This is a genomic window from Serratia sp. CY33525 (assembly GCF_052169115.1).
Taxonomy (GTDB): Bacteria; Pseudomonadota; Gammaproteobacteria; order Enterobacterales; family Enterobacteriaceae; genus Serratia; species Serratia sarumanii.
On record NZ_JBJNLK010000002.1, the window covers coordinates 481134 to 495417 of the forward strand.

The window sequence follows — 14284 nt, forward strand, 5'->3', positions numbered from 1 at the left end:
TATGTTAATTCAGAAAAAAATATCTGACTTTTTAGTGTTTGAAACCGAATCAATCATTAAAGCCTTAGAAAAAATCAACTCGAATAAAAAACGCATTATTTTTGTTGTCACCGAAGACGGCAAGCTGTGCGGTTCTTTCTCAGACGGTGATTTCCGTCGTTGGATCACTAACGGCGACTTCGATCTGAGCCGCGAAATGTCGGAAGTGATGAATCAGAACGTCCGCTATAAAAAAGTGGATGCGCCACGCAATGAGATTGAATCGCTGTTTTCGAATGGCGTTGACGTTCTGCCGCTGGTTGATGATTATCGTCGTTTGGTCGCCGTTGCGCTGCAAAGCGAAAAAGGCCTGACGATTGGCAAACACACTATCACGGAAACCTCGCCGACTTACATTATTGCTGAAATTGGCAACAACCATAATGGCGATATTAAGCTGGCTAAGCATCTGGTTGACCTGGCGGTTGACGCGGGCGCCGATTGCGTCAAGTTCCAAATGCGCGATCTGAGCTCTTTGTATAAGGGCGGCAACGATAAAGACAAATCCGCCGATCTTGGCGCACAGTACACGCTGGATCTGCTGAGAAAATTCCAGCTCAGCAATGAAGAACTGATTGAAGTGTTCGATTATTGTAAGGAGAAGGGGCTGACCCCGCTGTGTACCCCTTGGGATCTGAAGAGCCTGGAAGTGTTGGAAAACTACGGCATGGAAGGTTATAAGGTCGCTTCCGCTGACTTCACTAACCACGAAATGTTGGCCGCGTTGGCCGCTACGGGCAAACCGCTGATTTGTTCTACCGGTATGTGCAGCGAAGCAGAAATCAAAAGCTCGGTAGACTTCTTGAAATCGAAAGGTGCCGAGTTTGTGATCCTGCATTGCAACTCTACGTATCCGACGCCGTTCAAAGACGTCAACCTGGCCTATATCAAACGTCTGCAGCAGGTGACGGGCTGCTTGGTCGGCTATTCTGGCCATGAGCGTGGCATTTCAGTGCCGATCGCCGTAACCGCGCTGGGCGCAAGAGTAATCGAAAAACACTTCACCATCGACAAATCCATGGAAGGCAACGACCACAAGGTGTCGTTGTTACCCCCTGAGTTCAAAGAGATGGTCGTACGTATCCGCGAAGTTGAAGAGTCCATGGGCAACGCCGGCGAACGTACTATCACCCAAGGGGAAATGATCAACCGCGAAACTCTGGCAAAAAGTTTGATTATCAATCGCGATCTGAAAAAAGGTGAAATCATCACTCGCGAGATGGTTGAAGTGAAGAGTCCGGGGCAGGGTCTGCAGCCTCTTTATCTGGAGCAATTGGTCGGTAAGAAAGCCAATCGTGACCACGAAAAAGGCGGGTATTTCTATGAGTCGGATCTAAATGATGTGGCGATAGAAGCCAAGGACTATGATTTCAATCGTCCGTTCGGCATTCCAGTGCGCTACCACGATTATGGCAAGTTGAAGAATAAATCCAATCTGGACTTCGTCGAGTTCCATCTGAGCTATCAGGATATGGAACTCGATTTGACAGAATTCTTCTCCGGCGCTGAAAATATCGGTTTTGCGGTACATAGCCCCGAGCTGTTTGCCAACGATCATATTTTGGATCTGGCGACGGATGATCCCGTTTATCTTGCTCATTCGATCAAACAGCTGCAGCGTGTCTGCGATGTGACTCGCGCGTTGAAGCAATATTTCCCGAAAACTGAGCGTCCGGTCATCGTGGTGAATGCAGGCGGTTTCAATACCACCGGTTTCTTGCCAAAAGAATCACGCCAGGCGATGTACGAACGCATTGGCGCCGCTCTGGGTGAAATCAATCAAGAAGGCGTTGAAATCATCATCCAGACGATGCCTCCGTTCCCATGGCACTTTGGTGGTCAAAGCTACCATAACCTGTTTGTCGATCCGGACGAGATTAAAGCGTTCTGTGAGAAATACGGCTACCGCATCTGCTATGACACGTCGCATTCCATGATGGCTTGTAATTACTACCAATGGGATCTTCATGAGTTTACCCAGAAGGTCGGCCCTTACACCGCACATATGCATATTGTTGATGCTTTGGGAGTGGATGGTGAAGGGGTACAGATCGGTAAAGGCGATGTGAACTTTGACGAGCTGGCTGATGATCTGCGTCGTCATGCGCCGGGAGCGCAGTTTATTCCTGAAGTGTGGCAGGGGCACAAAAACCAAGGGGAAGGGTTCTGGCATGCGCTTAACTTCCTGGAAAAGTATCTGTAAATGAGTAAAGCCATTATGGGGGCTGCGGCCTTGTCGGTAGGGGACATTCTCGGCAAGGTCATCGGCTTCATCATATTGCCTTATTTGACAGCACACCTAGGCGCGTCGGGGTACGGCGCGCTGACTCTTTATTTGTCCGTTATTCAGATCTTGATCATTTTCATTTCGTTCAGTGGTCAAGGTCTGTTGCCGGTCAAATACATGCAGGAGGGGGAAGGGAGCTCCCTGGTGTTCCGCAGAGATAACATCGCCTTGGCTTTCGCGTCGAGCGCGCTACTGGTGGCTATATTCTACATTGTCACACTGGTCACCAAGATCTCTGTTTCTTTCAGCGACGGTTTTCTGGTTGTTTTGGCATCTCTGGCGCAGGCGCTGAACTTTATCAATTTATCGCATTTGCGCATTAGTCAGACCTATAAAGTTGCCGCTATCGGCCAATTTTTGCTTTCCGCATTCAACGTTTTATTCACTATCGCTCTTTTTGAAATGATAGCGTCGACGCCAGGACAACGTTTGATAGCGATCGCGGCATCATTTTTCAGCATTCAGCTGGCCTACGAGTTCTTTGTTTACAGAAAAATAGCGGTTGAACGCAGCGTGCTCCAACCGTTGCGTAAGCGTTATAAGGAAATCATTAGCTACGGGGTATCCCTATTGCCACATCATGGCAGTTATTGGATTAAATCCTCGGTGGATAGATTCTTCATAGCGCATTACATGAGTACGGCGGTAGTCGGGGTTTATGGCTTGGCGTTTCAGCTAACCTCTATCGTTATGCTCTTTTTCGGCGTAATCAACCAGGCGTTCCAACCTTTCATTTATCGCAAGCTTAAAGCGAACGATTTTAGAGGGGTCGAGCTCATTCAATATGGTTACACAGCTCTGGTTATCGTTTCGTGCATTATTTACTTCTTTATTTTGCCATTTGCTTTCCCGTATCTGTTTAATGCTGAGTTCAATCGCGCCATTTATTACTTCAACATTCTTTTGCCTGGAACTGCATTTTTATCGATTTATTATATTTTTACGCACTCACTGTTTTACTATCGTAAAAATAAATTAATCTCAATTATTACCATGGGCTCGATGATAACGCATTTGATTGGTATATTTGTCATCACCATGACAGAAATCAAAGTTGAGTATTTCTGCCTGGTTTATGCAATTTCTAGTTTTTATGCGTGTGCAGTGACTTTTTATTGTGGCAAGCGACAGATCAGTATTGAGAGGAAAAGATGATAGCAAGTCTTAAACGATGGTTGCGAAACTTACGTAAGCAGCGTTATCGTTCAAAAGTTATCAGAATGGCTGAAAGATGTGGTCAAGATCCGAAAATTAACTTTTTAACTATCGTTAATAATAAAACCCGACTTGGTGATAACTTTAACTCCAATGGTTTGACGGTGGTTGGAAAGGGCGGTGTTACTATCGGCGATAATTTTCACTGTGGTTTTGGTTGTGTATTGATCACAGAAAATCATAATCATCATGGGAATGCGATTCCCTACGATAACACTTATGTGATTAAGGATACGCATATCGGGGATAATGTTTGGCTTGGGATCAATGTGATTGTTCTGCCCGGGGTTACAATTGGTGAGGGTGCAATCATACAGGCAGGTAGCGTCGTAATTAAGCATGTTCCGGCGTTTGCTATTGCTGGAGGACATCCGGCAAAAGTGTTTTCTCAACGAGATGTTGAACATTATATAAAGTTGCGTGATGAGAAAAAATTCCACTGATATATCTGAAGGCTTTAAATAACAATTGAATGAGTGCTATGGTGAAATAATTATGGATACTTATATTGCGTATATCGAATCGCCATTGCAGGCGTTTAATTTAATAGAGTTTTTGGATGTTAAAAAAATAAGTCTGGAGATCTTGATCATCAATAAAAAAACAGAAAATTCTGCGCTTAATTATAATCAGATCATGAACATAGTGGATATGATTAAGTACAAGAAATTGGTTGTTATTGATGTTGAAGGAACTCTAAAAAACTCATTAAAGATCAAAAGTGCTCTTAAAGGGATTGGTGGTGGAGGAATAAATAAAAACAGAGTCACTCTTATTGCGGGCGAATATCGTGCGCGCGTTTTCTGGATGCTAGCCGGAAAATTTAAAAAAAGAAGCATTGTTCTTCTTGATGATGGGACGGCGACGCTCAGAATAAATCGAGAGGAGGGAATTAGTCCGCGAAAAATTATTAAGTCCTTATTCTTGAAATCCATTGGCATGGTTAACAATGAGTTCGAAAAAATCACATTTTTTTCCGTATATAACATTGGGGAAAAAGTCAAAAAGAGTGATACCGTCATAAGGCACTGTTACGAAAATTATAAAAAAAAGCTAGCAAGCTTACCCAGTGACAATAATAAAGTGTTCATTATTGGGGCGCCGCTTTTTGAGGCAGGAGTAACATCGATTGATGATATTCAATTAACATTAAATATGATAAAAGACTTATTGAAATCAAAACCTGAATCTGTTTTTTATTATGTGCCACATCGCAGAGAAAGGACTGAAAAAATAAAAATAATATCAGAGCTTGTTAAAGTTAAAAGATTAGATTTTCCTTTCGAAGTATATCCTTTAATGGAAAAAGAAAACGTGTCTTCCATTGCTGGATTTTACTCTTCTTTATACGACAATTTGATCATGATCTATGGGGATAAGATAAAAATAACGTCTTACGTAATCAATGAGGCTAATTTATCGCCAGAGTGGAAATCTTTTGTCGGCTGTATATACGATAATTATTCGCGATATAATAATGCCAATATTGAACTGATTAACAAGGTGCTTTGATTAAACACTTCCACGCTTAAATAGGTAGGCTATGAAAATTGTCATGATCAATACACTTTATGCTCCTTATAAAGTCGGTGGTGCTGAAGTTTCTGTTCAACTGCTGGCAGAGGAGTTAATCAGTAATGGTCACGATGTGACTGTCTTTTGTTTGCACAATCATAGTGAGATGTTAGAAGAGACACTAAATGGTGTTCGCATTTTTTATTTCCCTCTAAAAAATATTTACTGGCCATTCGCTAATGGTAGGAAAGGGCGATTGAAGAAGCTTGTATGGCATCTCATTGACATGTACAACCCCTGGATGATGTCACTTGTTGGTAAAGAGTTGGCAAGGATAAAACCCGATGTTGTACATACAAATAACTTAAGTGGCTTTTCAGTTTCTGTTTGGAAAGCAGCTAAAAAAGAAAACATAAAAATAGTCCATACAACGCGAGATTACTATCTTTTTCATCCTAATAGTACATTGTTTAAGTCGGGAAATAATATTGATGTTAATAGTATTGGTGTAAAGCTTCTTTCTGCTGTGAAAAAAAATTGCAGCAGAAATGTTGATTGTTTTGTAGGTATCAGTGAGTATATCTCTAAACTTCATAAGTCAAATAAATTTGGCATTAGCGCTGCTCATGCATATATCTATAATCCTATTTCACATATTGATTTTAAAAAAGATGATAGTGGTCATGAAAATGTACGAGTGGGCTTCATTGGACGATTGACTAGAGATAAAGGGTTTGATGATTATTGTTTGTTAGCTGAAAAATATAGAAATACAAAAGGTATCGATTTCTATGCTGCAGGGCGCTTCGGTAATGATATGGAAGGTAACGAATTGGAGATGTTAGCATCTGCCAGTAATATAAAGACGATGGGTTTTATTAAGGTAGAAGATTTTATGGCATCGGTCGATGTTGTTGTTCTGCCTAACAAATGGAATGAACCATTTGGGCGGGCAGTTGCTGAGTCTGCCAATGCAGGGAAAATTGTTTATACTAATTTTACTGCTGGGGTTGCGGAAATAGCTAAATTTTATCAAAATATATACCCCATTCAAGACTTTAATATTGACTATCTTATGACGCATCCTACATTTGATATAAATCCGGTGCGGGACTTTGATATAAAACATATTGCAGAAAAATATACCGAGCTATATTGATGTTAGCTTTTATATTAAAATGTCTCCCTATAATGATTAATAATTGGTGCCGTTAATGATTTATATTAATGCAAGATTTCTTACGCAAGATATGACGGGCGTGCAACGTTTTGCAGAACAGATATCTCGAAGTTTGAATGGAATCAGAAACGATATTGTTTTCCTCGTTCCTGACGAGAAATTTAAGATTGAGATTGATCCGTCTTTTGAAATCAAGGTGATTGGAAAAAAATATGGTCATTTGTGGGAACAAATCGATCTCCCTAAATATCTCAAAAGTATTGGCTCTCCGCCGTTACTTAACCTGTGCAGTACTGCTCCCTTATTCTATAGGAATCAAATAGTCACACATCACGATATCACCTACAAAAGATATCCTGAGAGCTTTTCTAGACAGTTCCGTTATATTTACAACTTGATTATTCCAATCATGCTAAAAAATAGCAGAAAAATTATTACGGTCAGTGAGTTTTCTAAAGGTGAGATAGCCAAAGCTTTCAATGTTGAAAAAGAAAAAATATCAGTGGTTTATAATGCGTCATCTGCAAATTTTAAATCGATTGACTCAGGTAAACAAGAAAAATACCTTCTTGCCGTATCCTCCCCTAATTACCATAAAAATTTTCATGGCATGTTAAAAGCCTTTGCCATGTTAGACGATAAAATTGAAATTAAATTAAAGATTATTGGTCGTTCTGCTGATAACTTCAATAAGCAGATGTATGCGAATGCCGAGAATACTAATTCAAATATAGAATTTTTGGGGCGCGTCGATGATCTGGAACTTGTTAAATTATACCAGAATGCAACAGCATTTGTTTTCCCATCTTTCTATGAAGGGTTTGGGATCCCTCCTCTTGAGGCTCAATCTTGCGGGTGTCCAGTTATAGCGTCTTCCTCCGCGTCGATTCCTGAGGTTTTGGGGACGAGTGCTTTGTATTTTGATCCTTACAAAATTGATGAAATCGCTAAAGCAATGGAAACTATCATTGGCAATGATACAGTCCGCGAGGAGCTCATAAGACTGGGTTTTGAAAACACACGTCGCTTCTCATGGGAGAAATCGGCACAAGCAGTTAATAAAATAATATCACAATATTTAGAATAAATATTATTGGGAGTTTTGATGAGAGTTCTTCATGCGGCAGAAACAATCAAAGGGGGAGTGGCTACGGTCCTTCGTCAGTTAGCCAAAAGTCAGATTGCTGATATAGGGCAGGACAAAATCTGTTGCTTAGTTCCTGCCGATCAGGTTTCAGAATTATATGGTGTCGACTCGAGGTCGATAAAACCTTTTCCTCGACTAGGGCGTGGGATTCGAGGTTTTCTACAGTTTTTCTTTATATTTACGGGGGTTGTATTAAAGCATCGACCAGAGGTGGTTCATTTACATAGTAGTTTTGCTGGTGCTTTAGGGCGATTGTCATTAATTTTATTATGGCCAATTTATCGGCCAAAAGTAATATATTGCCCGCATGCTTTCGCATTTATGATGACTGTATCTCGTTTTAAATCACGTATATATACCGTCATCGAAAAAGCATTGCTTCCTATAACTGATGTTGTTATTTGTGTCAGCCATTGTGAAAAAAAAATGGCTGTTGATGCAGGGCTTAATGAAAATAAATTGGTCGTCGTTCATAATGGCGTTCCGAGTAATAAAAATTACGTCAAAAAAGTCAATTCCCCTGAGGATAATGAGCTTATTCAGCTGCTTTTTGTTGGCCGCTTCGACTACCAAAAAGGTTTTGATATTTTATCCAAAGCTATGCACCAATTAGAAGGTAAAGCATTCCATTTGACAGTTGTCGGCGACTTTGTGCTTGAAAATGAGAATGATAATATTCAAGATCTACCGCAGACGACGTATGCCGGCTGGTTATCCGCTGAACAATTGGCACCACATTTCTGTCGTGCTGATGTATTGCTAATACCAAGTCGATGGGAAGGTTTTGCAATGGTTCCGTTAGAAGCAATGAGCTATGGATTACCTATTTTAGCGAGTAACTGTAGTTCTTTCCCGGAGGTTGTTGAAGATCGCATAAATGGCCGGCTATTTTCTCCTGAGCAAACGGAGGAGCTATGTCATATACTCGAAAGTACATCAAGAGAGGAGTGGCAGAGAATGGGGAATGCCGCAATAGAGACGTTCAGTAAGAAATTTACCGCGGACAAGATGATTGAGGCAACTAAAAAATTATACCTTGATCTTGGTGCATGATATTTAAAGTGCAACAAAGATATTTTTTCTGGAATAGGAGAGTTGAACGCGATTCTCCTGATATATAATGTATTCTTCTGTTTTATAAAAATTATATTTTTAATCTGGCAGGTACTGGGCAGGAGTTATACTATGTTGGTTAATAGGCAAACAGCTATGAATGGTTTTCGTCGTGGTGCTCTACAGTCTAATGCTTCGCTAACTTCAATGATACAGCGGTTTTCAGACATTGCTATTATAAGTTTCTGTCTTTATTTGGCATGCAAGCTGTCAGGCAATGTATTTACCATGGAGTACTGGATTGTAGTATTGATATCAATCGTCATATTTCAAATGGTAGGTGGGATAACCGAGTTTTACCGCTCGTGGCGTGGAGTCCGTGTTACCTTAGAGATCCAACTCATCATAAAAAACTGGTCTTTAAGTGTTTTATTAACTATTGGTCTTATATCTTTTATCGATGGTTTTTATAGTGATTTAACGCTATATGCTGAGTGGTACCTCTTGGCATGTTGTGGTTTGATAGTTTCTCGCTCGATTATTCGTTTATTGCTTGGTTATATGCGAAATCTCGGGTTTAACACCCGCAATGTTGCGATCATGGGCTCGCTCCCTGTTGGTATCAAGTTAGCCGAAACTTTAAATGATGCTCATTGGATGGGCTTCAAAGTCCTTGGAATATATGATGACGCATGTAACTCTATCGACACGAAAGTCGGAAAATGTGGTGATTTAGAGCAACTTATCAGAGACGCAAAAGATGGACGGATTGATAGAATTTATATTGCGATGCCAATGGAGCAAGAACGTTTAATCAAGGATACTGTAGCTGAATTATCTGATACAACTTGCTCGGTAATGCTTATACCAGATGTTTTTACTTTTAATATTCTACAGTCGCGTAGCGAAGAAATAAATGGTGTTTCTGTAGTTTCTCTTTTTGATACACCAATCAGCGGTGTCAATAAAATAATAAAGCGTGTAGAGGATATTATACTTTCGCTTGCAATATTAATATTTATTTCCCCTGTTCTTTTATTGATTGCGATGTCTGTTAAGTTCACGTCTCCAGGCCCGATTATTTTCAAGCAGAGACGTTATGGCATGGATGGAAAATCTATAATGGTTTGGAAGTTTAGATCCATGAGCGTTATGGAAAATGGAGATAAAGTTGTTCAGGCAAAAAAAGGTGATGCCCGGGTTACTGCCGTTGGTGCTTTCTTACGTCGGACATCGCTTGATGAACTTCCGCAATTTATAAATGTGTTGATGGGGGACATGTCGATTGTTGGACCTCGCCCACATGCTGTCGCGCATAATGAGCAATACAGAAAGCTAATTAAAGGCTATATGCTTCGTCATAAAGTTAAACCAGGAATCACTGGCTGGGCCCAGATAAATGGATGGCGAGGTGAAACGGACACTCTAGACAAGATGCAAAGTCGAGTTGAATATGATCTCGATTATATTAGGAATTGGAGCGTTTGGTTCGATATCCGAATTATCTTTCTTACGGTCTTTAAAGGGTTTATAAATAAATCGGCTTATTGATTGTGATTAATGGTTAGTATATTATAAGAAAATTTTCTTCATGAGAGCAAAAATCAATGAGTATTACAACACACACTATCGTTGATAGTAGCGAAAAGGAAAGACTCTTCCTAAATATTCTGAGATGGGGGATTGCATTTTTTTTCATCGCTACACCTTTCAATCCTTACGTCGGTGATGTGACTTTATATCTTTGGATTCCTCTGGTTTTCATGGATTATGAATTTATAAGAAAATTGTCTACAGTATCTTTAAAAATATTACTGTGTTTTTGTGTGTGGACTGTCTTGTGTCTAGCATTTTGGCGGTATGATTTAGTCGTTAAAACATTTGCTCTAGTATTGGGTGTTGCATATATTCACAAAATAGGAAAGCCAGTTTTTAGTAAAATATATGTCTGTATGCTTATTTCTGTTATTTGGTGTATTTTACAGTTTTCATTATATGAGTTCGCTGGTACAAACTATTCTGCTGCAATAGGGCCAAAGGCAATATCGATTGCAATATGGGGCGACTATGCAACCAAAACTTTTACTAACCAATATGAAGTTTTTCTGTTGCCAAGAATGTCTGGGTTATCTCGAGAGGCTGGTTTTTTTGTTTCCCTATTAATCATCTCGTTTATGATAAGACTAAGAGATTTTAAGCTAAAGGCTTGGGAGATTGTATTATTTGCATTAGGTTATATTTTCAGTTTGTCTAAGGCCTCAGTTATACTTTTCCTTATAGCAGCTGTTTATCCATTTCGGCGCATATTAGCTAAAATCCCTGTTGTGCTCACTTTTTCACTCTTTATTGTCGTTTTCGTTTCGATCGCAAACTATCTTAATGTCGGGATTCCTGCCTTTTTCTACGAAAATCAATCTATAGCACATCGCTTTTCTGCATCATATTTAGTCTTAAATATGAACGTACCGAGTTTCTTAATTGGGTGTGGAAAAGAATACGAATGTTTTACCAATTATCAGCCTATTGTTGATTATTTAGGTGGATTTGGTTTCAAGCCAAATGTGGGGCTTCTAGGTGTTACTATGGAGATGGGGGTTATTGGTCTCATCGCAATAGTATTCTTCTGTATGTATTTGAAATTAGATAGTTATGATGTTGTTATTTTGGTGCTTTTTACTGCCACTGTAACATTTTTCACTGTTGATAGTTTTATAATACTTACTTATTATTACATATACTCAAATCACACTAAGAATAAGAGTGATCTCATTTAAAGCTGCTTGTTAATATGGTGGTTTCTCTCTGGGAACAAGATCAATAAATTTATTCTGGAGGCAGAAAATGAAGAAAAGTAGTCCTGATTTTTCTAAGCGAGAATCACTAAAGAACGGTATCGTTATGGCATTGGCTTCCATTGCTGCTATCTCAAGGACAGAAAATGCCTTTGCTGATAATTCGATAAAAAATGCAAGTACCGAATCCTTAGCTAGTAATTGTCCTGATATTGGTAGCTTAAAGAAACTTTCTCCCATCAGTCCTGGTCAACGGGTAAATGTACTCAGCTATTATCCATCACAAGGTACTACTGCAGTTAATTCCGTGATGAGAAGCGTAGTTGCTAACCATAAGCCGTCCGTGCAATCTCAACATTCTGGAGGTGGGGAGTTCTATTATGATGCTGATGACAATACTTCTCCTGATGATGGGGGGATGGTAATTGTTACAGATGATGGTAAGCGTTGGAAAAGAGTGTTTTCAAACGATGAGCCTATTTTAGGCAGTTATTTTGGGATCAGCGACACACAAGATGATAATGGACCGGCGATTACTCGTGCTATTAATTTTTCCAGCAATCGTAAAATCGTTTTGCCGAGAGGAAAGCTAGTAGTTAAAACACCTATTATCTTTCCTTTAGACTCTGGGGCTAAAATAGATGGCTTTGGCAAAAAAGGGGGGACCGTCATTGATGTTCGCATGAATGAAGGCTACGAAAATTTCGGTGTCTTTCATTTTCCTGGGAAATCTAATAAATCTGCTAAAAGTCCTGGCTTCCGTGCTGTATCCATTAGCAATATTCAACTCATTGGAAACTTGAGCAAGTGTCATGGTTTTTTTCTGCAATATCAATATGCAATGCGTCTAGAACAGGTTACTCTGGAGGGGTTTGATGGTGCGGGGCTGTTTATCGACAAATGCCAAGACTCTGTTTTTGAACAAGTTGATGTTTTCAATTGCGGAAGAACATCTGGCGATCGAGCCAATTTAAAAGATGGCTTTGATGAGTCTAAAACGCTGGTTAGCCCAGTAGTTATAATGTCATCTCTAAGAGATGATTGCAATTATCTTCGTTTTAATGATTGCCAATGGGAAGATAACCCTGTTTCGCCAATTTGTGATTTTGCCGGTGGCATAGAAAACTATTTCGTCAATTTGCATGCTGAATATAATGCGCATTGGGATGTCTCTGGAACTGAAGGCTGTACTCTTTTTATGCAGAGAAAAGGGACGATCAAAGTCAGTGGCGGAGGAAGTGATGAAATTAAATATCTTTTGAAGCATGTTTATGGTGAGTTTTATATTGATTCGCACCGGTGCAGCCCCGCGAAAAATATAAAGATAAAAACAGGGACGAACAGCAAGTTCACTTTCAAAGATGTAACTATTGATACAGTTGATGCAATATCCACCTCAGGATTTAAAATTTTTAAAGACTGCATCTTTAATTCAATTGACTGGTCGAACCTTGATGGTGACGTTATTTTTGAAAACTGCCGAATCAAAAAGTCATTTTTTGCCAGGTCTGGTTCAAAGAAATTGAGGATAAGAGTTATTTCTTCTATTATCGACGGAGATGTTTTTATTGACCCAAAAGTACCGAATGTGCTAATTGATGATTGCATGGTTGCAGGTGATGTCCAATTTGGTTCAAAAAATGGGATGTGGCTAAATAATAATGTCGTCGGTAGATTTACCGTTCTTGGCGTAGAGTCACGTGTAATTATCCCTTCGATAAGACGCTTATTACTGCCAGGACCACCAAAGAACGGCCGCTTTTCTGTTGGTGATGTTATCGATAACTCCTTACCACAGAGAGGTAGTTTCATGGGGTGGGTATGTGTTGAAGCTGGCAGCCCGGGGATTTGGAAGGGTTTTGGTAAAATAGACGAGTAAATATTTTCATTTTTAGTGATATTAAATGTTCAGCTAATTTCTCTATATATCTGTGTATCTTTATGATCTTTTTATTTGTTGAGCAGCGTGTAATGCAATTCATTACGAAGGAGTGCGTTGAAGATTGATTTCTGCTTGTTTAAGTGTATGCTGAATTAATGGACTTATTACCTTTTATTATCGCTAAAGAGTGTCCGATGTTAATTTGACGAGAGAATGTTCCTGCTAACGCATTGTTCTCTCGTGTACCCCTATATCGAAATTGATAGGCGCTATTCCTCCCCCTCCCTCCCTCGTAAGAAATAACATCTTTCCTGTTACTTATCTATCCCCAATGATAACGTTTTTCCCTTGATACTGATGATGTATTTCCTCTCTGCGGTGTTCGTTTTTTTGAGCTGCTCGTAAATTTCTCAATGTTTATTTTGTATGCGAAGCGAATCGTCGGTTACCGTTTGCGACTTATTTCTTTTACTCCCTCCATTGTGCATCTTAATAAAGATCTTATTCCCCGTCCATTCTTTGCTGTTTCCCCATTTTTATTTAAAATCTGCTCATGATTTAATACCATATATCGCGTGCTTTTAGAGAGAAGCGACCATTCATCGTAATTAAGCTGATGCAAAATTTATTCATAAATCATTTATATAACTCTTTAGGTTTGCTCTCCTCTATCAGGGAAAGGGGGGGATCTCTTTGGTAACAGGCCGAGACCGGCATTTTTATTTTTAAATAGTTGCGTGAGTGATTATGTCATCGAGAAAATATATTCTCGGCACAGTTTGACCCCCTTGTAACGACATGGCGGAGGTCAAATTTATTTTTCATTGAGTTCTGTGTTTACACCTCGAGATTATAATATTGTATTTTTTTGATTATAGCTAATTATTTACCTGCTACCTATTTTCAGTTGAAGTTATGACTTATCTCTATTCTATATCCAGAATATAACTTGTGTGAAAGTCTTTTAGAGGTAATGCATTGTGCTGACTTCAGGATGTTGATGCTCAGTTTTTTTGGTGTATTTGTAGTGTTGCTATAGTTTTAATTGCTTATTAAAATCATTATAATTTATTTTATTTATAACTATTTTGTTTTTTTTATGTGATCTCAGTGTTTTTATGGATTTTTCTTGTTTGGGAATTTTGTGAGAAAAATATTATCCATGTTAACTATA

Annotated in this window: 10 protein-coding genes; all 10 read left to right on the forward strand. The window is 39.3% G+C overall.

Annotation, left to right across the window (positions count from 1 at the left end; genetic code table 11):
• The first annotated feature begins 1 nt into the window (after position 1).
• The 10 genes from ACJ8IM_RS07310 (at position 2) to ACJ8IM_RS07355 (ending at position 13107) form a co-directional block, all read left to right on the forward strand.
• The gene (locus ACJ8IM_RS07310; protein ID WP_033637743.1) at positions 2-2242 is read left to right on the forward strand and encodes an N-acetylneuraminate synthase family protein; all 2241 of its coding nucleotides are present in this window, start codon (positions 2-4) and stop codon (positions 2240-2242) included.
• Positions 2243-3481: an oligosaccharide flippase family protein gene (locus ACJ8IM_RS07315; RefSeq protein ID WP_033637744.1), complete on the forward strand. Its 1239-nt coding sequence runs from the start codon at positions 2243-2245 to the stop codon at positions 3479-3481. It abuts the gene before it with no gap.
• Entirely contained in the window at positions 3478-3984 is a 507-nt protein-coding gene (locus tag ACJ8IM_RS07320) for an acyltransferase (RefSeq protein ID WP_072008442.1), read from the forward strand. Before ACJ8IM_RS07315 ends, ACJ8IM_RS07320 begins: the two co-directional genes overlap by 4 nt.
• Positions 3985-4036: 52 nt before the next feature.
• Entirely contained in the window at positions 4037-5053 is a 1017-nt protein-coding gene (locus ACJ8IM_RS07325) for a polysialyltransferase family glycosyltransferase (RefSeq protein WP_033654953.1), read from the forward strand.
• A gap of 31 nt (positions 5054-5084) precedes the next feature.
• Positions 5085-6215: a glycosyltransferase family 4 protein gene (locus tag ACJ8IM_RS07330; protein ID WP_033654952.1), complete on the forward strand. Its 1131-nt coding sequence runs from the start codon at positions 5085-5087 to the stop codon at positions 6213-6215.
• A gap of 55 nt (positions 6216-6270) precedes the next feature.
• Positions 6271-7323, forward strand: a complete 1053-nt coding sequence (locus ACJ8IM_RS07335; RefSeq protein WP_033654951.1) for a glycosyltransferase family 4 protein — start codon at positions 6271-6273, stop codon at positions 7321-7323.
• 18 nt (positions 7324-7341) lie between these two features.
• Entirely contained in the window at positions 7342-8436 is a 1095-nt protein-coding gene (locus tag ACJ8IM_RS07340) for a glycosyltransferase (protein ID WP_080289928.1), read from the forward strand.
• Positions 8437-8592: 156 nt separating this feature from the next.
• Positions 8593-9987, forward strand: coding sequence for an undecaprenyl-phosphate glucose phosphotransferase (gene wcaJ / locus ACJ8IM_RS07345; RefSeq protein WP_033654977.1), 1395 nt, complete (start codon positions 8593-8595; stop codon positions 9985-9987).
• Between the two features lie 56 nt (positions 9988-10043).
• Positions 10044-11210: a hypothetical protein gene (locus ACJ8IM_RS07350; protein WP_051917650.1), complete on the forward strand. Its 1167-nt coding sequence runs from the start codon at positions 10044-10046 to the stop codon at positions 11208-11210.
• 67 nt (positions 11211-11277) lie between these two features.
• Entirely contained in the window at positions 11278-13107 is a 1830-nt protein-coding gene (locus tag ACJ8IM_RS07355) for a hypothetical protein (protein WP_144337697.1), read from the forward strand.
• Positions 13108-14284 lie beyond the last annotated feature (1177 nt).

Bases quoted from the DNA above. Each gene is read 5' to 3' on its own strand.
- ACJ8IM_RS07310 (WP_033637743.1), top strand. From the start codon at position 2: ATGTTAATTCAGAAAAAAATATCTGACTTTTTAGTGTTTGAAACCGAA.
- ACJ8IM_RS07315 (WP_033637744.1), top strand. From the start codon at position 2,243: ATGAGTAAAGCCATTATGGGGGCTGCGGCCTTGTCGGTAGGGGACATT.
- ACJ8IM_RS07320 (WP_072008442.1), top strand. From the start codon at position 3,478: ATGATAGCAAGTCTTAAACGATGGTTGCGAAACTTACGTAAGCAGCGT.
- ACJ8IM_RS07325 (WP_033654953.1), top strand. From the start codon at position 4,037: ATGGATACTTATATTGCGTATATCGAATCGCCATTGCAGGCGTTTAAT.
- ACJ8IM_RS07330 (WP_033654952.1), top strand. From the start codon at position 5,085: ATGAAAATTGTCATGATCAATACACTTTATGCTCCTTATAAAGTCGGT.
- ACJ8IM_RS07335 (WP_033654951.1), top strand. From the start codon at position 6,271: ATGATTTATATTAATGCAAGATTTCTTACGCAAGATATGACGGGCGTG.
- ACJ8IM_RS07340 (WP_080289928.1), top strand. From the start codon at position 7,342: ATGAGAGTTCTTCATGCGGCAGAAACAATCAAAGGGGGAGTGGCTACG.
- wcaJ (WP_033654977.1), top strand. From the start codon at position 8,593: ATGAATGGTTTTCGTCGTGGTGCTCTACAGTCTAATGCTTCGCTAACT.
- ACJ8IM_RS07350 (WP_051917650.1), top strand. From the start codon at position 10,044: ATGAGTATTACAACACACACTATCGTTGATAGTAGCGAAAAGGAAAGA.
- ACJ8IM_RS07355 (WP_144337697.1), top strand. From the start codon at position 11,278: ATGAAGAAAAGTAGTCCTGATTTTTCTAAGCGAGAATCACTAAAGAAC.